The sequence below is a fragment of the Gordonia lacunae genome, from assembly GCF_002149015.1.
Classification (GTDB): Bacteria; Actinomycetota; Actinomycetes; order Mycobacteriales; family Mycobacteriaceae; genus Gordonia; species Gordonia lacunae.
On the sequence record NZ_NGFO01000015.1, the window covers coordinates 18,997 to 39,792 of the forward strand.

16 protein-coding genes are annotated in these 20,796 nt (G+C 65.4%); 7 read left to right on the forward strand and 9 right to left on the reverse strand.

Features of this window, described 5'->3' with window-relative positions:
• Window positions 1–35: 35 nt before the first annotated feature.
• Window positions 36–1,709, reverse strand: a complete 1,674-nt coding sequence (gene ettA, locus CA982_RS13965; RefSeq protein ID WP_086535915.1) for an energy-dependent translational throttle protein EttA — start codon at window positions 1,707–1,709, stop codon at window positions 36–38.
• Window positions 1,710–1,982: 273 nt separating this feature from the next.
• Here ettA and CA982_RS13970 point away from each other — a divergent pair, with 273 nt between their 5' ends.
• From CA982_RS13970 to CA982_RS13990, 5 genes are read left to right on the forward strand one after another with little or no spacing between them, the layout of a single operon-like run.
• The gene (locus CA982_RS13970; protein WP_086535916.1) at window positions 1,983–2,975 is read left to right on the forward strand and encodes a glycoside hydrolase family 26 protein; all 993 of its coding nucleotides are present in this window, start codon (window positions 1,983–1,985) and stop codon (window positions 2,973–2,975) included.
• Window positions 2,972–4,204 carry a PP2C family protein-serine/threonine phosphatase gene (locus tag CA982_RS13975; protein WP_086535917.1) on the forward strand — a complete coding sequence of 411 codons (1,233 nt, stop codon included), beginning with the start codon at window positions 2,972–2,974 and terminating at the stop codon, window positions 4,202–4,204. Before CA982_RS13970 ends, CA982_RS13975 begins: the two co-directional genes overlap by 4 nt.
• Window positions 4,201–6,177: a glycosyltransferase family 2 protein gene (locus tag CA982_RS13980; protein ID WP_086535918.1), complete on the forward strand. Its 1,977-nt coding sequence runs from the start codon at window positions 4,201–4,203 to the stop codon at window positions 6,175–6,177. Before CA982_RS13975 ends, CA982_RS13980 begins: the two co-directional genes overlap by 4 nt.
• Window positions 6,177–6,515: an STAS domain-containing protein gene (locus CA982_RS13985; RefSeq protein WP_004019580.1), complete on the forward strand. Its 339-nt coding sequence runs from the start codon at window positions 6,177–6,179 to the stop codon at window positions 6,513–6,515. The genes CA982_RS13980 and CA982_RS13985 overlap by 1 nt, the downstream gene beginning before the upstream one ends.
• Before the next feature lie 40 nt (window positions 6,516–6,555).
• Window positions 6,556–6,969, forward strand: a complete 414-nt coding sequence (locus CA982_RS13990; protein WP_086535919.1) for an ATP-binding protein — start codon at window positions 6,556–6,558, stop codon at window positions 6,967–6,969.
• A gap of 260 nt (window positions 6,970–7,229) precedes the next feature.
• Here CA982_RS13990 and CA982_RS13995 read toward each other — a convergent pair whose 3' ends face one another.
• From CA982_RS13995 to CA982_RS14005, 3 genes are read right to left on the reverse strand one after another with little or no spacing between them, the layout of a single operon-like run.
• Window positions 7,230–7,994, reverse strand: a complete 765-nt coding sequence (locus CA982_RS13995) for an SDR family NAD(P)-dependent oxidoreductase (protein ID WP_086535920.1) — start codon at window positions 7,992–7,994, stop codon at window positions 7,230–7,232.
• A 13-nt stretch (window positions 7,995–8,007) separates the two neighbouring features.
• A complete protein-coding gene (locus tag CA982_RS14000; protein WP_086535921.1) occupies window positions 8,008–9,795 on the reverse strand; it encodes an acyl-CoA dehydrogenase in 1,788 nt (595 codons plus the stop codon).
• Between the two features lie 28 nt (window positions 9,796–9,823).
• Window positions 9,824–10,555 carry an SDR family NAD(P)-dependent oxidoreductase gene (locus CA982_RS14005; protein WP_086535922.1) on the reverse strand — a complete coding sequence of 244 codons (732 nt, stop codon included), beginning with the start codon at window positions 10,553–10,555 and terminating at the stop codon, window positions 9,824–9,826.
• A 181-nt stretch (window positions 10,556–10,736) separates the two neighbouring features.
• On the opposite strand from CA982_RS14005, the gene CA982_RS14010 reads away from it, so the two are divergent.
• Entirely contained in the window at window positions 10,737–11,366 is a 630-nt protein-coding gene (locus CA982_RS14010; RefSeq protein ID WP_086535923.1) for a TetR/AcrR family transcriptional regulator, read from the forward strand.
• Between the two features lie 38 nt (window positions 11,367–11,404).
• On the opposite strand, the gene CA982_RS14015 is transcribed toward CA982_RS14010, so the two are convergent.
• The 5 genes from CA982_RS14015 to CA982_RS14035 are packed head-to-tail and all read right to left on the reverse strand — an operon-like array spanning window position 11,405 to window position 19,852.
• Entirely contained in the window at window positions 11,405–12,148 is a 744-nt protein-coding gene (locus CA982_RS14015) for a TetR/AcrR family transcriptional regulator (RefSeq protein ID WP_086535924.1), read from the reverse strand.
• Between the two features lie 11 nt (window positions 12,149–12,159).
• The gene (locus tag CA982_RS14020; RefSeq protein WP_086535925.1) at window positions 12,160–13,698 is read right to left on the reverse strand and encodes an FAD-dependent monooxygenase; all 1,539 of its coding nucleotides are present in this window, start codon (window positions 13,696–13,698) and stop codon (window positions 12,160–12,162) included.
• Window positions 13,695–15,383 carry a (2,3-dihydroxybenzoyl)adenylate synthase gene (locus CA982_RS14025; RefSeq protein ID WP_086535926.1) on the reverse strand — a complete coding sequence of 563 codons (1,689 nt, stop codon included), beginning with the start codon at window positions 15,381–15,383 and terminating at the stop codon, window positions 13,695–13,697. The genes CA982_RS14020 and CA982_RS14025 overlap by 4 nt, the downstream gene beginning before the upstream one ends.
• A gap of 16 nt (window positions 15,384–15,399) precedes the next feature.
• Window positions 15,400–17,721 (reverse strand): hydantoinase B/oxoprolinase family protein, encoded by a 2,322-nt coding sequence (locus CA982_RS14030; RefSeq protein ID WP_086535927.1) that lies wholly within the window; start codon window positions 17,719–17,721, stop codon window positions 15,400–15,402.
• A 22-nt stretch (window positions 17,722–17,743) separates the two neighbouring features.
• Complete coding sequence (locus CA982_RS14035) at window positions 17,744–19,852, reverse strand: hydantoinase/oxoprolinase family protein (RefSeq protein WP_086535928.1); 2,109 nt, start codon at window positions 19,850–19,852, stop codon at window positions 17,744–17,746.
• A gap of 185 nt (window positions 19,853–20,037) precedes the next feature.
• Here CA982_RS14035 and CA982_RS14040 point away from each other — a divergent pair, with 185 nt between their 5' ends.
• The gene (locus tag CA982_RS14040) at window positions 20,038–20,790 is read left to right on the forward strand and encodes a maleate cis-trans isomerase family protein (protein WP_086535929.1); all 753 of its coding nucleotides are present in this window, start codon (window positions 20,038–20,040) and stop codon (window positions 20,788–20,790) included.
• The last annotated feature ends 6 nt before the right edge of the window (window positions 20,791–20,796 follow it).

Consider the following 20,796-nt stretch of genomic DNA (forward strand, 5'->3'; position numbering starts at 1 on the left):
CCGATGCTAGTCACCCGTGCCGGACGGGGTCCGGATTAATCGCGAGTGAGTTTGCGGTGGGTGACCCGATGGGGCCGGGCGGCGTCGGCGCCGAGGCGGTCGACCTTGTTCGCCTCGTAGGCCTCGAAGTTGCCCTCGAACCAGAACCACTGGCCCTCTTCGACGTTGCCCTCCCACGCCAGGATGTGGGTACAGGTCCGGTCGAGGAACCAGCGGTCGTGGCTGATGACCACGGCGCAGCCGGGGAAGTTCTCGAGCGCGTTCTCCAGCGAACCGAGGGTCTCCACGTCGAGGTCGTTGGTCGGCTCGTCGAGCAGGATCAGGTTGCCGCCCTCTTTCAGGGTCAACGCCAGGTTCAGGCGGTTGCGCTCACCACCGGAGAGCACCTCGGCCTTCTTCTGCTGGTCCGGGCCCTTGAAGCCGAAGGCGCTGACATACGCGCGCGACGGCATCTCGTTCTGGCCGACCTCGATGTAGTCGAGCCCATCGGAGACGACCTCCCAGACGTTCTTCTTGGGGTCGATGTTGGCTCGGCTCTGATCGACGTAGCTCAGCTTGACCGTCTCGCCGACCTTGACGGTGCCCGAATCCGGCTCCTCGAGCCCGACGATCGTCTTGAACAGCGTGGTCTTGCCGACGCCGTTGGGACCGATCACACCGACGATGCCGTTACGCGGCAGGGTGAACGACAGGTCCTTGATGAGGACGCGTCCGTCGAAGCCCTTGTCCAGGTGACTGACCTCGACCACCACGTCGCCCAGACGCGGCGGGGTCGGGATCTGGATCTCCTCGAAGTCGAGCTTGCGCGTCTTCTCCGCCTCGGCGACCATCTCCTCGTACCGGGACAGTCGCGCCTTGTTCTTGGTCTGGCGGGCCTTGGAACCCGACCGCACCCAGGCGAGCTCCTCTTTGAGGCGACGCTGCAGCTTCTGGTCCTTCTTGCCCTGGACCTCCAGACGCTCGGCCTTCTTCTCCAGGTAGGTCGAGTAGTTGCCCTCGTAGGGGTGCAGCTTGCCGCGGTCGACCTCACAGATCCACTGCGCGACATGGTCGAGGAAGTACCGGTCGTGGGTCACGGCCAGGACAGCACCCGGGTAGGTCGCCAGGAACTGCTCGAGCCACAGCACGCTCTCGGCATCGAGGTGGTTGGTGGGCTCGTCGAGCAGCAGGAGGTCGGGCTTCTGCAGCAGCAGCTTGCACAGCGCGACGCGGCGGCGCTCACCACCGGAGAGGTGGGTGACCGGCGAGTCCGCGGGCGGGCAGCGCAGGGCGTCCATGGCCTGCTCGAGCTGCGAGTCGAGGTCCCAGGCGTCGTTGTTGTCGAGGTCTTCCTGGAGTTTGCCCATCTCCTCCATCAGCTCGTCGGAGTAGTCGGTGGCGAGCTGCTCGGCGATCTCGTTGAAGCGGTCGAGCTTGACCTTGATCTCGCCCATACCCTCTTCGACGTTCTCCTTGACCGTCTTCTCCTCGTTCAGAGGCGGTTCCTGGAGCAGGATGCCGACCGTCGCGTCGGGGTCGAGGAAGGCCTCGCCGTTCGACGGCTGGTCCAGACCGGCCATGATCTTCAGGATCGACGACTTGCCCGCGCCGTTGGGACCCACGACGCCGATCTTGGCGCCCGGGTAGAAGGACATGGTGACGTCGTCGAGGATGACTTTGTCGCCGTGCGCCTTGCGAACCTTCTTCATCGTGTAGATGAACTCAGCCACGTGAAAACTCCTTCGGACCTGCTCGATGCCGTGTGATTGTCAGCCGCGGACGCGGGGGTGGGCGCCGAAAGCGCACACACATGGAATCCAGCCTAGTCGCCGCCGGATGTCGGGCGACGGTCCGGTGCGCTTGCGCTCGCCACGGCATGTGCCGACTTTTCGGCGTTGCCAGGCGGGCGTGGTGGTTTACCGGGACAATGTCGTGGGGCATAGAAGGGGGAATCGGGTGAGGCGCCGTGCCGGTGCACGGCTGCATGGCGATGGGAGCGGTCGATGGGTGGGGTACCCAGATGGACGATCGTGTCCGTGGTTCTGGGCGTGATGGTCGGCTCGATGGGGGTCGTCGCCTGCACCCCACCGCCACGGGAGTGCCCGCCGACGATCTCGCCGCTGTCCGGCCCGGCCGGCGACTGTCTGCGGTTCGGTGTCAGCACCCCGAGCGGCCCGCTCCGACCGGCCGAGGTCGCGTCCGTCACCGAGCTGGTCGGGGTCCGGCCGACCGTCAACCTGTTCTTCGAGGACTTCACCGCCATCCCGCCGATCGCCGCGCTTGATGCGGTGGTCGCCGCAGGCGCCGAGCCCGTGGTCACGTGGGAGCCCTGGCGACATCTCGGTGGCGCCGACTACGACCGGGGTGCGTTCTCGATGTCCTCGATCGTGGCCGGCGTCCACGACGACTACCTGTACCGCTGGGCCGATGAACTCCGCGCCTGGGGCCAGGTCGTCTACCTGCGGTTCGCGCACGAACCGAACGGCGACTGGTATCCGTGGAGCCCCGCGGGCGGGACATCTCCCGAGCTCTACATCGCCGCGTGGCGGCACGTGCACGATCTCTTCGCGTCCAAGAGCGCGCGCAACGTGAAATGGGTGTGGGCCCCGAACGTCCCACTCGCCGACGATGCCCCCCTGTCCCGCTGGTACCCGGGTGACGACTACGTCGACGTCCTCGGAGTCGACGGCTACAACTGGGGCGCGGTGCCCGGCCATCGATGGACCTCCCCGGACGAGCTGTTCGCCGGCTCCCTGGAGCAGCTCCGCGTCCTGTCCCCGCAAAAGCCGATCCTCGTCACCGAGGTCGGATCGGCGGAAGTCGGCGGGTCGAAGGCCGAGTGGATCGCCGACCTGGTGACCTACCTCGACGAGGCCGACGACGTCACGGGCTTCGTCTGGTTCGACCACGACAAAGAAGCGGACTGGGGCTTGGGCAGCACGGCCGCAGCGGGCGCCGCGATGGCGCGCGCACTCGAGAAAGCGGGACTGAGGTGACCCTGGTGGACGCGCACATCGATGCCGACCTCGAAGAGGCACGACTGCATTCGGTGCAGCAGCTCAACGTGCTCGACTCACCGCCGGAAGATCGCTTCGCGCAGATCACCCGGATGGCGAAAGCGGTGTTCGGCGTACCGATGTCGACGGTGTCGCTGCTGGATCGGGATCGCCAGTGGTTCAAGGCGGTCGACGGCATCGAGCTGCAGAACCTGCCGCGGGAACAGACGGTGTGCCAGGTGACCGTGGCCCGCGCCTACGATCATCCCGAGGATCCGGCCCTGATCATCCCGGACGTCTCGAAGGTCCCGGCCTTCGCCGAGATCCCCCAAGTCGCCGCCGACGGCGGGATCCGCTTCTACGCCGGGTACCCGTTGTACGGTCCCGGCGGCCATCCGGTCGGGACGTTCTGTCTCTACGACACACAGGCGCGCGAACTCACCACCGAGCAGCAGGCGGCATTCCGGGAGCTCGCCGCATGGGCACAGCGGGAGATCGCGAACACCGACGACCTGGAACGTGCCGCGCTCGTGCAGCGCCAGTTGCTGCCACCGCCGCTCGGGACCGTGCCGGGCTGGTCGATCGCCGCGATGTGCCTGCCCGCCTTCGCCGTCGGCGGTGACTTCTACGACCACTATCCCTGGACCGACGGCCTGGTGTTCACGGTCGCCGACGTGATGGGCAAGGGTCTCGGCGCGGCGATCCTCACCGCGACGGTCCGCTCCGCGATCCGCGCGGCATCCCGTGCCCTCGACGCCGCGGCCCGGAACGCGACCGACACCGACCTCGGACAGGTGGTGGGCACGGTCGCCGATCAGCTCGCCGACGACTTCGCCGGCACCGAGACGTTCGCGACCGCATTCCACGCACGGCTGCACACCGACGACGGCAGGCTCGAGTACGTCGACGCCGGCCACGGTCTGTCGGTCGTCCGCCGCAGCACCGGCGGCGTCGAGTCGCTGAACGGCGGCGGTCTGCCGATCGGCATCCTGCGCGACGAGACCTGGGACACTGCTCGGGTCGACCTCGGCCCGGGCGACATGCTGGTCATCACCTCCGACGGACTGCTCGACCTGCTGCCCGCCGGCGACGACGCGGCGCTGCGCGCACTCTTCGACGACACCGCCACACCGTCGGACGTGTGCTCGATGGTGACCGAACTCGTGGCCTCTCGACCGCCGATCGACGATGTGACCGTCCTGGCCATCCGGCGAGACGAGACCGCATGAGCGAGAGCGTCGAGGAGGCCACCCTCGCGCGGACGGCCCCGTCGCCGTGGTTGCGACTGCTGATCGTCGCCGCCGCGATCCTGGGGCTCAACTACATCGTGTGGCGCTGGCTCGCCTCGGTGAACTGGGACGCGTGGTGGATCGCGGTACCGCTCGTCGTCGCCGAGACCTACAGCCTCATCGACTCCCTGCTGTTCGGTCTGACGATGTGGCGGCTGCAGCACCGCCCCGACCCGCCTCCCCCACCCGAGGGCGCCACGGTCGATGTCTTCATCACCACCTACAACGAGCCGCTCGACCTGGTGATGAAGACCGCGATCGCGGCGAAGGCGATCACCTATCCGCACACCACGTGGATCCTCGACGACGGTGATCGCCCCGAGATCGCCGACGCCGCGGCACAGGCGGGCATCGGGTACATCACGAGATCGTCGAACTGGCTGGACAAACCCCGGCACGCCAAGGCGGGCAACCTCAACAACGCGCTGATGCAGACCGAGGGCGAGTTCCTGCTCATCCTCGATGCCGACCAGATCCCTGAACCGCAGATCCTCGACCGGACCCTCGGGTACTTCCACGACGAGAAGATGGCCCTGGTCCAGACCCCGCAGTACTTCGTCAACGTGCAACCCTCGGACCCGCTCGGCAGCCAGGCGCCGCTCTTCTACGGCCCGATCCAGCAGGGCAAGGACGGGTGGAACGCCGCGTTCTTCTGCGGCTCCAATGCCGTGTTGCGCCGGGAGGCGTTGATGCAGCTCGGCATCACCCAGTACGTCTCGGCCGTCTCCGACGGCATCGACCGCGCCCTGCGCACCGCGCGGTCGGTCCTCAAGTCGACGCGCAAGCAGGTGGGCCGCGACAACACCACCGCCTCGGCCGCCCTCGACGCGGTCGACGCGGCGGTCAGAGACGCCCGGGCACAACTGAAGAAGAAGGAACCGCTCGCCGACATCACCTACCGGTTCCAGACCCGCGTCGACGAGGCGGCGCGCGGTCTCGCCGATGCCGACGTCGAGGCCATGCGCGCCGACCTGGAGGCGATCGAGGCGCTCACCGAGCTGAGCGAGCAGGAGCCGGGGGCCGGCGCCGTCGACTACGACGCGCTCGCCGTCCTCGCCGAGCGCGAATGGTCTCCGCTGGGCGCGATCGAATCGATCCGTGCGATGGTCGAGGCCGTCGACGTCGGGCGATCCGACGAGGCCCAGCCGATGCTTCCGCTGGCCACCATCTCGGTGACCGAGGACATGGCGACCTGCATGCGTCTGCACGCCCTCGGGTGGAACTCTGCCTATCATCACGAGAACCTCGCTTTCGGCCTGGCGCCGGAAGACCTGAAAACGATGGTGACGCAACGGCTCCGGTGGGCGCAGGGCACGATCCAGGTGATGCTGCGCGAGAACCCGCTGGTCCAGAAGGGCCTGACGCTCACCCAGCGCCTCATGTACTGGGCCACCATGTGGAGCTATCTCGCCGGGTTCGCGGCCATCGCCTACATCGCGGCCCCGGTGGTCTACCTGGTGTTGGGCATCCTGCCTGTCCAGGCCTACAGCTGGGACTTCTTCCTGCGACTCATCCCGTTCCTGGTGATCAATCAACTGCTGTTCCTGGTGGTCGCCCGAGGCACGCCGACGTGGCGCGGCCAGCAGTACAGCCTCGCGCTGTTCCCGGTGTGGATCAAGGCCTGCACCACCGCATTCCGCAACGTGTACATGAACCGCCCACTCGGCTTCGCCGTGACCCCGAAGACCAAACAGTCCCAGGATGCGTTGCCATGGCACATCGTTCGGCCGCAGCTGATCGCGATGGCGCTGCTGGTGGTGGCATCGGTGATCGGCATCGTGCAGCTGTATCGGGGTGCCATCTCCGTTCTCGGTGTGGGCGTGAACCTGTTCTGGGTACTGTTCGATCTGGTGATCCTGAGCGTTGTCATCACCGCGGTGCGGTACCGCGGTCCCGATGAGGAAAGGCAGTGATGGCGAACTTCGCGACCCGCAGTGTGGACGGCGGTGCCGTGGTGATCCGGCCCGAAGGCCGGCTCAACATGGTTGCCGCCCCCCGACTGCGAGACCAGTTGCACGAGTTGGTCGGATCGGGTTCGTCCCGGATCGTCGTCGACCTGTCCGGTACCGATTTCATCGATTCCTCGGGGCTCGGCGCACTCGTCTCCGGCCTCAAGGTGGCGCGCCAGGCCGGCGGTGATCTGCGGATCGCCGCCCCCACCCCGCAGGTGGTCACCGTGCTCGAGCTGACCAACCTCAATCGTGTTCTCCGCGTTCACCCGTCCGCCGATTCCGCATTCGACGGGGCCTGACGGGTCCAGGCCCGCCAACCGAGACATCGAGGCCACGGCGATGACCGAGAACACCGCGACCCGCACCCTCGAGGAGACCACCTCCCTCGAGACGTTGGATCACATCCACGCACTGCTCGCCGACCTGCTCGCCGAGTGCCCGATCGACGACATGGACGCCATGCAGTTCGAGCTCGCGGTCGCCGAGATCGGCGCGAACGTCGTCGAGCACGCCGGCGAGGGATCCACGGTCACGGTGCGCCTCGAACTCGAGGTCGCACCGGATCGGGTCGAGGCCCGCTACTCCGACGACGGGAACCCCGCCCGTGTCGATCTCGACGCGATCAGCCTGCCCGACGACTTCGCCGAGCGCGGCCGCGGCCTGGCCATCGCGATCAACGTCCTCGACGAGCTCGCCTATCGCCGCGCCGACGGCAAGAATCACTGGCGACTGGTGCGGAACCGTTCGGCCTGAACCGTTTCCGACACCGCTCCACGACTGTCAGGTCATGCCGCCGACTCCTGGGTCGCCGGCGTCGCAGCGATGGCCGGCGCGTCGGCTGCAGGGCATGGTCGGCACCGGATGTCGGGCGACGGTCCGGTGCGCTTGCGGCGCACGCTCCCACCTATCCACGTACAACCGCGCCTCCGAACTGTGCGGCTGTCACTCCATCCCCATCATCGTCTGGTTTCGGTCGACCGCGACCACAGCGGCCGCGATCACACTCATTGCTCTCAGGTGATGGTGACACCGCCGTCGACTGTGATCGCCTGCCCTGTGACGTATCCGGAGGCATCGGAGACCAGCCAGATGAGGGTAGCGGCCAGTTCACGCGGGTCGCCCTGCCGCCCGAGCAACATGCGGGGCGCGAGGCCGTCGAGATAACCGTCGCGGTACTGCTCGGTCATCTCTGACGCGAAGAACCCCGGTGCGAGGGCATTCACTCGAATGCCCTTGCGTGCGCCCCACTGTTGGGCGAGGTCACGGGTCAGTCCCATCAGCCCGGCCTTGCTCGCGCTGTACGCGGCCTGCGGGAGTCCCGCGGTGGTGATCCCAAGAATGCTGGCGATGTTGACGATGGCGCTTCCCGGCTCCATCACCCGCCCGCATGCCTGAGCGGCCCAGTAGGCTCCGTTCAGGTTGATGTCGACGACCGAGCGAAATTGTTCAGGAGTCTCCCTGGTCGCCGGGTGAGCGGTCGCGACACCGGCGTTGTTGACGAGGATGTCGATCCGTCCGTATTCGGCCATCGCCGCGGCGACCAAGGCAGTGCACTGATCCGGGTCAGCGATGTCGGTGGCGATCGGCAGCGCCGCGCGACCGGCAGCCCGAACCCGGGCCGCCGTCTCGTCGAGTTTGTCGAGTCGCCTCGCTGCCAACACCACGTCGGCACCGGCCTCCGCAAGGCACTCGGCAAAGGCGACTCCGAGGCCAGACGAGGCGCCGGTCACCAAAGCCACACGGCCGTCGAGCCGGAACTTGTCGAGCACGTTCGTCATGAGACTTCCTGTTCTAGAACCAGCGTGGGTTCATGTCGGATGCGGTCCGGTCGCCACTGGCCAGCAAGTCGAGCTGGGGTCCGACCTTCGGCAGTTCGTGAGCGAAGAAGTACTGTCCGGCCATTCGCTTGCCCTGGTAGAAGTCGTCGGCCTGGTCGCCGACGACGAGCAGTTGCTCAAGCCACATCCAGGCCACGACGACGTGTCCGAACGCCTCGAGGTACACCGACGAGTTCGCCAGCGCGACAGTCGGCTCACCGTCGGCCCACAGGGCCTCGGTGACGTCGAGGATGCGACGCCAGGCCTTGTCGAGGTCGTCGGCATGATCTACGCCGACCCCACGCGCACGGCTCGTGGTCGTCGCGATCCGCGTGCCCAGCAGCCGCAATCCGGCGCCGCCCTGCATGACGACCTTCCGGCCGAGCAGGTCGAGTCCCTGAATTCCGTGTGTTCCCTCGTGAATCGGGTTCAGGCGGTTGTCGCGGTAGTGCTGTTCGACGTCGTAGTCGCGGGTGTACCCGTACCCGCCATGCACCTGGATCGCCAGGCTGTTGGCCTCGAGGCACCACTGCGACGGCCAGCTCTTCGCGATCGGCGTCAGGACGTCGAGGAGCAACGCCGCCTCGGCTGCCGAGGCGGCGTCGCTGGCGGTGTCTTGTTCGTCGACGAGTGCCGCACAGTAGAGGCCGAGCGCGAGTGCGCCTTCGACGTACGCCTTCTGGGCAAGGAGCAGACGGCGGACATCGGCGTGTTCGATGATCGGAACCGGTGGCGCCGACGGATCTTTGGCCCCGACGGGGCGGCCCTGCGTCCGGGTACGGGCGTACTCCACCGATTTGCGGTATCCGACGTAGCCGAGCGATGTCGCGAGGAATCCGACGCCGATCCGGGCCTCGTTCATCATGTGGAACATGTACGACAGACCGCGGTGCTCGTCCCCGACCAGAAAGCCGACGGCCCCGGATTGCTCACCTGGAGAATGGTTTCCGTCTCCGAAGACGAGCAACGTGTTGGTCGTTCCGCGGTTGCCCATCTTGTGGTTGAGCCCGGCCAGGATGATGTCGTTGCGCTCGCCGAGTCCGCCGTCGGGCGCGGGCAGGAACTTAGGGACGATGAACAGGGAGATGCCTTTGACTCCCGGTCCGCCACCGGGCGTCTTCGCCAGGACGAGGTGCACGATGTTCTCGGTGAGCTCGTGGTCTCCGCCTGAGATCCACATCTTCGTCCCGGTGATCCGATAGCTGCCGTCGTCGGCACGGATCGCGCGGGTGGTGATGTCGGCGAGCGACGATCCGGCATCGGGCTCCGATAGACACATCGTGCCGAACCACCGCCCCTCGAGCATCGGACGAACGTAGGTCTCGACCTGCTCATCGGTCCCATGCGCGGCGATCAGGTTGGCGTTCGCAGTCGTCAGGAAGGGATATGCGGCAGTGCCGGCGTTAGCTGCCTGGAACCAGGCCATCGAGGCGCGCGCGACCGTGGTCGGCAGTTGCATTCCGCCGATCTGCTCGTCGAACGGCCCAGCGATCAACCCCGACCTCGCGTAAGCATCGAGTGCCTTTTTCACCTCCGGGATCATGGCCACAGAGCCGTCCGGACGCATTGTCGGCTCCTGCGCGTCGGCCATCTTGTTATGCGGCGCGAAAAGCCGTTGTGCTAGTTCGGCGCTCAGATCGAGGACGGCGTCGAAGGTCTCTCGCGAGTGTTCGGCGAAGCGTTTCCGGGCGGTCAGCGCGGGCACGTCGAGCCACTCGTACAGCAGGAAGTCGAGGTCGCGGCGGGACAGTACATCGATCATGAGCGCGCCCCCGAACGGCTTCGCCGGCTCACATCGACACCCCACCGTCGACCGGAAGAACGACGCCGGTGATGTACCCGGCCTCCTCGGAAGCAAGAAAGGCGATGGCATCAGCCATCTCGGAGGGGTCGGCGAACCGGGAGATGGGGCCCGTGAGTTCGGCGATCTTCTCGTCCGGGATGGAGGCCGTCATCCGTGTCGCGGCGTTCGGGGAGATGGCGTTCACCGTGACGCCGAACGCGGCCAGTTCCTTGGCGGCGGTCTTCGTCAGCCCGATGATCCCGGCCTTCGCGGTGGCGTAGTTGGCCTGGCCGCGATTGCCGTGCAGTCCGGTGTAGGAGGTGATGTTCACGATCCGACCGAACTCTTGGACCCGGAAGTGTGGTGCGCATGCCCGGATGAACTTGAACGTGCCGCCCGCATGGACCCGCAGCACCTGGTCCCAATCGTCGTCGGTCAGCTTCCACAGCACCTTGTCCCGAAGTATTCCGGCGTTGTTGATCAGGATGTCGACCCGTCCGGTCTCGGCGACCACGGTCGACACGACCCGGTCCACGTCCTCGGTAGCGCCGACATCGGCGGCGACGGCGATGCCACCGATCTCGCGAGCGGCCGACTCCAGTTCGTCCTTGTCGAAGTCGACCATGAACACCGTCGCGCCGGCCGAGACGAAGTGCGCTGCAAGCGCCTGCCCGATACCTCGAGCAGCGCCGGTGACGATGACGGACTTGCCGGTGAAGTCGAAGGTTATGTTGCCCATGCAGAATTCCTGTCTGATAGTCCAACCGGTGTGACCGGCGGACCTGGCCGGTGTCGAAAGCTCAGCCCGAGCGGGGACTCGCGGATTCAGACCGAACTATGCGAGCGCATATTTATATGCGCTCGCATATAGTCGCCCTACGGCCCGAAACCTGTCAACCCCGAGCGACGGAAGAGTCACAATGAGCGCCGAACACACCCCCGCAGTCGAGGCACTGGGGCCCTCGAAAGCCGCCGCACGAATTCGGGCGGCCGCCGCCGAGGCGTTCGCCGCCAAGGGCTACGGCGCCACCACCACACGGGAGATCGCAGCCCGGCTCGGGCTCAGCCCAGGCGCCGTGTATCCGCACTACAAGACGAAAGAATCGCTGCTGTTCGCGATCAGCCTCGAAGGCCACCGCGCCGCACTCGCCGCGGTCACCGGAGCCGACGATCCTGGTGCCGCTGCGGCCGCCCGCCTCTCCACTACCGTCGCCGCTTACGTCGCGTGGCACGCGGACAACCACGCGCTGGCCAGGGTCGTCCAGTACGAACTACGTTCCCTGTCTCCCGAGCACCACGCACTCATCGCCGACCTCCGCCGGTCGACATCGAGCGCATTCCGTCTGATCATCGAAACTGGTTCGGAGTCAGGCGAATTCGATCCGTTGGATGTTGAGGCGGCAACACTGGCAATCACCTCCCTCGGCGTCGACGTGAGCCGATGGTTCCCATCGAACACCTACGCCGATCCCGAAGCCCTGGCCGCGCGCTATGTCGAACTCGCCCTCCGGATGGTCGGATACGAGGAGGCCGTGCGAAGAGTACGTTGAGACCATGATCGCTTCAGCGATTTGACCGGAGTGGCGCTCTACGCCGTTGTGGTCGGGTCGGATTGTGCGTCCGCGAGTTTTTGAACCAAGTCGAGCTCCAGGTGGACGTTCGCGAGAATCCCTTCGACTGTCGGAGGAGTCGGATGGGAATCGTCGCCGAGGACGCTCTTCACCACCATCTCGGCGAGGTCGTTCGCTGCGACCTGATCCTCGCGGCCATCCAGATGCCACCAAGCGATCCAGTTCAGCATGCCAATCACACCGAGAGCAGCGGTGCGGGCATTGACGGCGCGAAAGGTGCCATCGTCGACACCAGCCTCGATCAGCTTGATCAGCTCCCTGAGCACTCGGCGACGGCTCGAGGCGTAGGACTTTGCCAGGTGGTCGGGCAGATCTCCCTCGGATCGAATCAGCAGCCGGAATCGATCTCCATGAGCCATCTGGTGCAGTGCCATCGACCGCGCCATGCGCCGTAGCTTGTCGGCAGGACTTAGATCAGACATCGCATTGATCTCGTGCAGCAGCTGTGCAGGCTGCCCAGCGATCTCGGTGACCAACTGGATGAAGAGGTCGTCCTTGTTGTCGACGTAGTGATAGACGGCCTGACGGGTGAGCCCAGTGGCATCGGCGATGTCCTGCAACGTCGTGCCTGCAAATCCGCGCTCAGCGAACAGGCGTGCTGCGTTCTCCTTGATCTCCCGCTCGACCAGTTCGCGGCGGACATTCGGCCGCCCCCGGCGCCGGCGAGCAGAGGGGGCCGAGTCGGTGGAAGACGGCGTCATAACTACCAACGCTAGTCTGCCCTGTAAAACGCCACGAGGTCGATCCGCTCGCTGACGAGTGCACCTGCAGCATCACCTTCGAAGCCGACCGGTACCTCCGCGACCACCAGCGCGCCAGTCGTGCGTCGAATGCGCTCCCCGATGTCGAAACGGTCGTAGACCGTCTCGCGGTCGTCGGGTCCGGTAAGCCAGTACGCCCTCGCCGACGGGAGGTTTTCGACCAGCTTTCTCGCGTCTTCCGACCACGGGCGCACCGTGACCTCGACCGCCACGGTGTCGGCGGCGGTGCGCAACCGTGGCGGGGCCAGACGATCAGTGAAGCGCCGGCCACTCGACTCGAGTGGTCGGCCGAGGACCCACGCGGTGACTTCAGGCGCGGACGGGACCTCGAGAGCATCAACGTTCGCGTACGCGGCGAGGCCCGGCCTGGCGACGTCCGGCGTCGACTCGACAAAACGCTCTACGGAAACCTTGCCTGCGCGTGTCATGTAGGCCACCATCAATTGTGCAACTGGCAGGTCCAGTCGTTCCGGGAACGAGTCCCACCAGGCCATCGACCGTTCGGCGATGGCCTGCAGATGCTCAACGGCGGGGCGTCGCGCGGTCTCATAGTTTTCTAGGGCTTCGTCTAGTGCGCTCGCCTCGAGGAGAGACCTGTCGAGTGCTATCGCATCCTCCATGGCCAGCTTGGTCCCGGAGCCGATGGAGTAGTGCGCGGTGTGCGCCGCGTCGCCGATGAGCACCACGTTGCCCGTGTGCCACCTGCGGCACCGGATAGTCCGGAATCGAGTCCACTTTGTGCGATTGCCGATCAATGGATGCCCCTGCAGAGTTTCTTTGAACGCCTCTTGCAGATAGTCGAGCGACACCTGATCACTATGCGAGTTCGGCGTCTCCTCAGTCGATATATCGAATCCGGCGCGCTTCCACGTCGCCTCGTCGGTTTCGATGAGGAACGTGCTGCGGTCCTTGGCATAGGGGTAGGCGTGCGCCACGAACGTGCCATGTTCGGTAGTTACCGGGACGAAGATCGCGCGAGGAAGCGCAAAGTCGGTGCCGCACCACAGGTACAGCCCGTCGCCTTTCGCGATCGACGGATCGAAGTCGTCGGTCAGGCCGGTTCGGGTGGGACTCGATATACCATCGGCGGCCACGATGAGGTCCGCGTCGAGGTCTGCTACTGCGCGGCGATCACTGAAACGCAGGTTGACGCCGACGCCACGCGCGAAGGCCTGCAGAACCGATAACAGCTCGGTACGTCCAATGGCCAGGACTTCGCCCGACGACAGGTGCACCTCGTTGTCACCGACGCGCATGGAGGCCTCGTGTCCGTACGCCGCGGCGACGATGCCGTTGAGCGAGTCTTGGTCGGCCTGGCGTAAGTTGTGCTGTGTCCGCGAGGCGAGGCCGACTCCGAAGCCGAAAGTGCTATCCGGCGTGCTTTGCTCGTAGACCGTCACCACCGCGTCGGGATGGCTGAGCTTGAGTAGTCGGGCTGCGTACAGTCCCCCGGGTCCCCCGCCGAGAACCGCGATGCTGTCCAGCTTCACTTCCCGACTCCCTCAGCGGTCAGTTCTGTTTCCTGTTGTGCTGCCACCTCGGCACGTAGTCGCTTTTTGTCGATCTTGCCGACATTGGTCTTTGGCAGTTCAGGCACCCACACCAGGCGTTCGGGCCACTTGTACTTGGCGACACCCAACCTGCTCATGTGCTGTTGCACGTCGGCGACACTCAGCGTTGCACCGGTTGCCGACACGAGGAAGGCGCACGCCTTCTCCCCTAGCCGCACATCAGGCATGGCGACCACGGATGCGACCGCGATGTCGGTGTGCTTCATCAGCAGCACTTCGACCTCCTCGGCGTTGATCTTCTCGCCGCCGCGGTTGATGAGGTCTTTGATCCGTCCTTCGATGGAAAGGTGTCGCCGACCATCAGCCAGGTGCACAGCGGCGAGGTCGCCCGTTCGGAAGAAGCCATCGGAGGTGAAGGCGATTCTGTTGTGGTCTGGTGCGTCGAAATACCCGGGGATGGTGTAAGCGCCGCGGCAGCACAGCTCTCCGACGGTGCCGTCGGGCATTTCCGCCTCGCTGTGCGGCTCGAGGATGCGGAACTCGTCCGATGGGCCGATCGGTGTACCGACCGTCGTAGTTCGCAACGACTCCGGGTCGTTGGGTCGACTCACGAGGAACATACCTTCGGACATGCCGAAAAGTTGTCCGGCCCAACGGTTTGCACCATCATCGACTCGATGAAAGACCTCTGGCGGCACTTTCGCTCCGGAGAGGATTGACCGCTTGAGCGTACGGAGGATGGGATCGAACTCTGGCGTGAGCAGCGCCTGATAGTGGCCGACACCGATACCGATATCGGTGACGCCGTGGCCAGCCATCAGCGCGAACGCCGGTCCGACATCAGGATTGGCCAATATCAAGGCGGCTCCCACTGAATGCGCACCGTGCAGCGAACAGGTGATCCCGGCGTTGTGGATCACTGGAGTGATGTGGGCGAGGACGTTGGACTGATTCCACCCCAGTGCTTCTGCGTACATGCGGGCGTTGTTCCAGTATTCGGCGTGGATTCGGGGGATCACCTTCGGCAGGCCGGTTGTCCCGCCCGATAGCTGGAAGACGACGACGTCCTCCGAATCGGTTTCCCTCTCGACGTCCTCGACGAATGCCCTCGCGGCGTCGGGATGGATGTCGCCCCCCAGGTCTTCGATCCGGTACGTGTCCTCGGTGGCCGCTTGCGCCCCGATGGTGAGGATTGTGCCGAGTGTGTCGTGACTCTTGGCAACGTCTCTGGCGAACTCGACGAGGTCGAATTTCAAACCCGCCTCGGCGATGTGCGCTTTCGCGCCGACCTTACGGCTGATGTGGCCGATTTCGTGCATGCGATGTTGCGCCAGGGTTGCCACCGGAATCAGACCAGCTTTGATGGCGCCGTACCAAGCCAGCACGGTTGACTGGCGGTTCGTGGCCTGGAACAGCACTGGGTCGAGCGGCTTGAGACCTAGTCCTCCGAGCCCGGCGGCGATCTGGTCGCTGCGCGTGTCGAGTTCGCGGTAGGTAAGGGCGCCTTCGACGGTGATCAGCGCGGCGCGGTCCGCGTGGCGGGTGGCGGATTCGTGCAATTGCGCGCCGAGCGGGACATCGCTCCACTCCCCGCTGGCACGGTACTGGGCGGCGCGATCCGCGGGATGATGAATGAGACGTCCGCCCCAATTTGATGCAGTCACGTTCTCTGTCCTCGATTCACTCGGTCGGCGCGGCGGCAAGGAGCATGGTCAGCTCGCCGGCGTGATCGGGATGATCTGCCGGCACGATGCCTGAGTAGACGGCCGACCAGCAGCCGGGGCAGCATTGCTGCCGGAACACGACTTTGGCGTCGATGTACTCCGATGGCGCGGACGTCACCTGTGGGCCGGCCTGGTTTGACGGGCCCTCGTATTTCGCCAGGGCGAGGTGGCCGGACTTGGTGTCGCCAAGTCGCCGGCCGCAGTGCGCGCACGCAATGACTCGAGCGTCACCCACACGCACTTCGGCCAGATTGTCGTCGATGCGGCGCGAACTCCGTAGATCCACTGTGTCCGCCGGCGCGGACGGTGTCTCGGAGCGCTCGCGGCGCTGGTCGATGATGTGCGCGCGCAGGGAGTCCGTGGCGGCCTCGTCGACCTCCCCGTCGTGGAACACGACGCCATAATTGATGCGCGCCCCCTCGATCGTGACCTTGCCGTTGGCAAGGTCGTAGGCGACCGCCGCGGGCTCGCGACGAATGGGGTCGCCGTAGCCGCCCCCGCCCTGCCAGTGCATGTACAGCACTTCGCCCGGAGCCAGATAGGTCTCGGCGTAGTTCGTGCCGTATTCGCAGCGGCCGACCAGATCGTCAAGCCTGCCAGGGAGCCTGCCGTCGGCCAGAAGCTCCTCAACGCCAGCATCGCGGACCAGTACCTCGACGCCGGTGTTACCGGGCTGGCCGCCGGCCAATCCGCCGTTCTGCGCCACCGCTTTTCCTGCGGAGGCCAAGGCGAGCATCATCGGGATACTGCTGCCGTACGGGGTGACAGCGATCGAGGCACTCACTCCGCCGCGCTGACGACCAGGCCCCCCGGAGTCGGGCTCCTCGCGTCGCCACAAGGTGAGCAGCGGATAGAGGAACTCGGTCATCTCAGTGTCGGGAATACGACCCATCGGGATGCAGAACAGACCACCGGTGTCCATACCGTCAGCGACCGGCCGGGCACCGTACCCACCGGCCATCGGTTCCATCACGACGTCGAGGAATGGGACTGGTTGCGGGCCACGCTCGTCGAGACCGGCGAGGACGGCGGTGTCCCACGTGCCACAGCACGAGGCCTGGACGCTGGTACCCAACTCGATGTCGCGGTCGAGCATCTGCGACAGACACTCCGCGACCAGGTTGCCCGTGAGCCACGCCGGACCGATCGGCCCGCGGCTCACGGCAGCCGGGAAGCTGGCGTTGTTGATCGTTCCCTCTTCGGCGATCAAATCGAAGCAGCGCATGAGACCGCCGGCTGACCATGGGATGTCGCCTGCAAGGATCGGCAACAGTGCCAACATCACCCCGCCCCGCATGCCCGCGTAGGTGCAGTTGATGACGCCCGTCTGCGGGTCGGTGCCGGTGAAGTCGAAGGACAGGCGATCGGAGTCCTTCGACATCGCAACGGTGATCTTGTGGAGTCCGCGGTCGCCGAGCGACCCCTGATCCTGGTAACCAGTAGCCCGCCACGTCCCATCGGGCAGCGCGGAAAGCTTGGCACGAAGGCGCGACTCGGCGTCGTTCATCATGCGCTTCATGACTGCCTTGACGGTGTCCGCGCCGTACTGCTCGATCACCGCGAGGAGGCGATTGCGACCCACGGTGTTGGCACCGATCTTGGCACGGAGGTCCAGGCCCACCAGCATCGGTACACGCGAACGCCGAACCCAGGCGTCGGACACATCGCGCTGCAGGATGCCATCACGAACAACCTTGATCGGAGGAGTCGGCACGGACTCGGAGAAGACGTCCTTGGCCGCCGGATCGTAGGAGCCGATACCGGAGCCACCGAGATCGGGCTCGTGGCAAATGGCACTGGTCCAGGCAAACAGCTTGCCGTCATGGAAGACCGGCTGGTAGACAATGACGTCGCTTTGGTGCAATCCGCCGCCTACCCAGGGATCGTTGCACAAGAACATGTCGCCCTCGCCGATGCCCGGGTTCTGCGCCCGATTCTCGAGGGTCCAGTAAATCGCAAGGTCAACCGCTCCGACGAGCATGGTGTTGTAGAGGCCGACCTGGACTTCCTGGCCCACCTCGTCGCTCACGGCGAAGTCGAAGTCGTTGGCGTCGGTCACGATCGGCGATCCCGACATCCGCTTGAGGGCCTCGCCCATCTCGTCGGTCACCGACCAGAGTCGGTGGCGGATCACTTCGTAGGTGAGCGGGTCAACGGAGTCGATTTGTTCTTGGGTAACGGTGTGCAACTCGATGTGTGCGCCGACGGCCCGACTGAGCGCGTCCGGGTCGAGGGGCCGACTGGTGAAGACATCGGAGCCGGGGATTGGTGCGGTCATGGTTGAAGCTTCTCCTTAGTCTTCACGCCCGGTCGATGGCGATATGCAGGTTCCCGAGGCGATCCACGGTTCCGGTGGTGTCGTCTGGGACCACGACAGTGGTGGTCGGCACCTCGATCACCGCGGGGCCACGGAGGACGTGACCGGCGCGGAGTTGGGTGTAGTCATAGATCTGGGTGTCGACGTAGCCGCGGGCGGCGCCGAGGCACACTTTGCGTATGCCTGTCAGGGCTGCCGACGGATCTGCCGAGTCTGCCTGTTTCAGTTCGGGCAATGTTGGTGTGAACGGCAGGATGCCGGTTCCACGCACGCGGTAGGTGATGGCCTGGATACCCGCCTCCCGGAAGCCGCTGTCTTTGCCGTAGAGCTCGGCGTAACGGGTCTCGAAAAGGGTTGCAGCGTCGGCGACATCCTCGGCGCCCAGTTCGCCGCCCGGGATCGCCGCCGCGACCTCGGCGAGCTGCATCGAGTAGCGCATGTCGATTTCGCGCTCGATCTCGACCGCCGAGAACTGGATGCCCTGGCGGTCCAACAATTCGCGGACAGCGGCCTCGAGCTCCTCGAAATTCTTCTGTACCCGCGCCGGGTCAAGCGGAAGCGTCGCCGGATCGGACAGCTCCTTGGCCAGTACTATGTCCGACGACGCCAGACCGTATGCGGAGAACGCAGAGGCGACCTGGCCCAACGGAACGACTACGTCGGTCGCGCCGATCTCTTGCGCGTACAGCCCGCAGTGGGCAGGGCCGGAACCGCCGAACGCGTACACGATGAAGTCGCGCGGATCGTGTCCCGCCTCGACCACGGTCTTGCGCAGGAGGTCTCCGGTCTGCGCGTTCTGGACCTCGTAGATCGCGGCCGCCGCGTCCTCCACCGAGAGGCCCAGCGGCTCTGCGATGCGAGTGCGGATCGCAGCGCGAGCCAGGGTCACGTCAAGAGAGCGTCTGCCGCCGAGCAATCCACGCTCGGGAATGATGCCCAGCACTAGGTTTGCGTCGGTGTTGGTCGGCTCGGTTCCACCATTGCCATAGCAGGCGGGCCCGGGAACGGCCTGAGCGCTGTGTGGGCCGATCTGCAGGTTGCCGCCGGCGTCGATCCAGGCGATTGCGCCGCCGCCGGAGCCGATCGCATGCACTTTGAGGGTAGGCACGTTGATCGGGTGGTGATTGATGATCGTGGTCGACGAACGGACTGGCTCACCGTTGACCACGAGGCCCGCGAGAAAGGTGGTGCCGCCGGCGTCCGTGGCAATGATGTTCTCATGGCCGAGCTGTCGACCGAGGGACACCGAACCGACCACGCCACCGGTGAGGACCGAGCCTACGGTCGAGATGGCGTTCCCTGGGGCTTCGGAGGCGGTGATGGCGCCACCGTTGCTCTGCATGACCAACAGTGGCCCAGAGAGCTTCTCGGCTCGTAGCTTGCCCTCCAACTCGCCGAGGTAGTCGCGGAGCCCTGGCCCGATCTGAGTGCTCATGATCGTGGTGGCGTTGCGCGCGAACTCCCGGATGCGAGGCGACACTTCGCTGGAAATCGCGACGAACAGGCTGGGGTCTATCTCGTGGGCGATCTCGCGTATGCGCTTCTCGTGCGCCGGATTGCGGAATGACCACAACAGCGACACGGCAAGTGCGGAAACACCTTCTGCGACCAGAACACCGATGGCCTCACGGACCTCGTCCTCGTTGAGAGCGACGACGACTCGGCCGTCGCGATCGATGCGCTCGGTGACCTCGATCGCATGGCGCTTCTTGATGAGGCCGTGAGACTTGCTCTGGCTGAGAGGATTCTGCAGTTCCTCAGGCGCACGACCCAGATAGCGGCCTTCGACGTTCATGATGAACACCGAATCCCGGTGGCCCTTGGTGGTGAGGAAGCCGATATCCGGCACGTTGTTCATCACCAGCGCGTTCAGCGACGACGTGGTTCCGTGCGCGATGTGGTGTGTGTCTGCCAACATCTCCGACACTTGCACACCGAGTTGCTCCGCGAGCACGCCCAGCACGTCCATGACTCCCTCGGAATAGTCCTGAGGGGTCGAGGGAGTCTTCCCCGCCACGATCACCCCTTCGCCGTTGTCGAGGACGGCGTCAGTGAACGTGCCGCCGACGTCCACTCCGATTACGTAAGCCATGTGCCTTCACCTTCTTAGAGCGGACCCCATGGTGACGGACATCACCACTCGGCTCTTGCGCTGATTATTCGTCTACTGAGACGATAAAGTCAAGCGATAGGCTAAAACCCGCTGACCAGCATTAATGATTGACACTGTCGACATATATGCCTAATATTCGACGTCTACGCAGAGGAAAGGCGGCCATGAGGACTCACCGGATCGGACTCGTCGTGCCGAGCAGCAACATCACCGTCGAGACCGAGATGCCGGCCATCTTGAGTCGCCATCCCACAGCGGAGTTTTCCTTCCACGCCACCCGGATGCGCATGAACACCGTCTCTCCGGCTGGCCTCGCAGCGATGAACGCCCAGCGTGAACGCTGCATTCTGGAGGTCGGAGACGCGTCGCCCGAAGTCATCCTCTACGCGTGTTTGGTAGCGATCATGGCGGGCGGGCCTGGCGAGCACCAGCGCGTGGAGTCCGCCGTCGCCGAGCAGCTGGCCGCCGGAGGCTCCGATGCACGAGTTCGTTCCAGCGCGGGCGCCCTGGTCGAGGCGCTGAAAGCGCTCGACGCCAAGCGAATTGCCCTCGTCATGCCCTACACGAGGCCGCTTGCCCGGCAGGTCGTTGGATACCTAGAGGCTGAGGGCTTCGACATCCCCGACTGGTGCGCGCTGGAGGTGGCCGACAACAACGAGGTCGGACGCATTGCGAGCGACGACGTGATGAAGGCTGCCCGCTCGATCGACCGAACCGGCCTGGACGCACTCGTAATCAGCTGCTGCGTACAGATGCCGTCGCTGCGCCTTGTACAGCCTGCCGAGGACGAGTTCGGCCTACCTGTGATATCCGCCGCAACTGCCGGCGCGTACAGCATCCTGCGCAGCCTCGGCCTCGACGTGAACATCCAGGGCGCAGGCAGTCTCCTTCGCACGACCACGCCCGTACAACCCTAGAAAGGA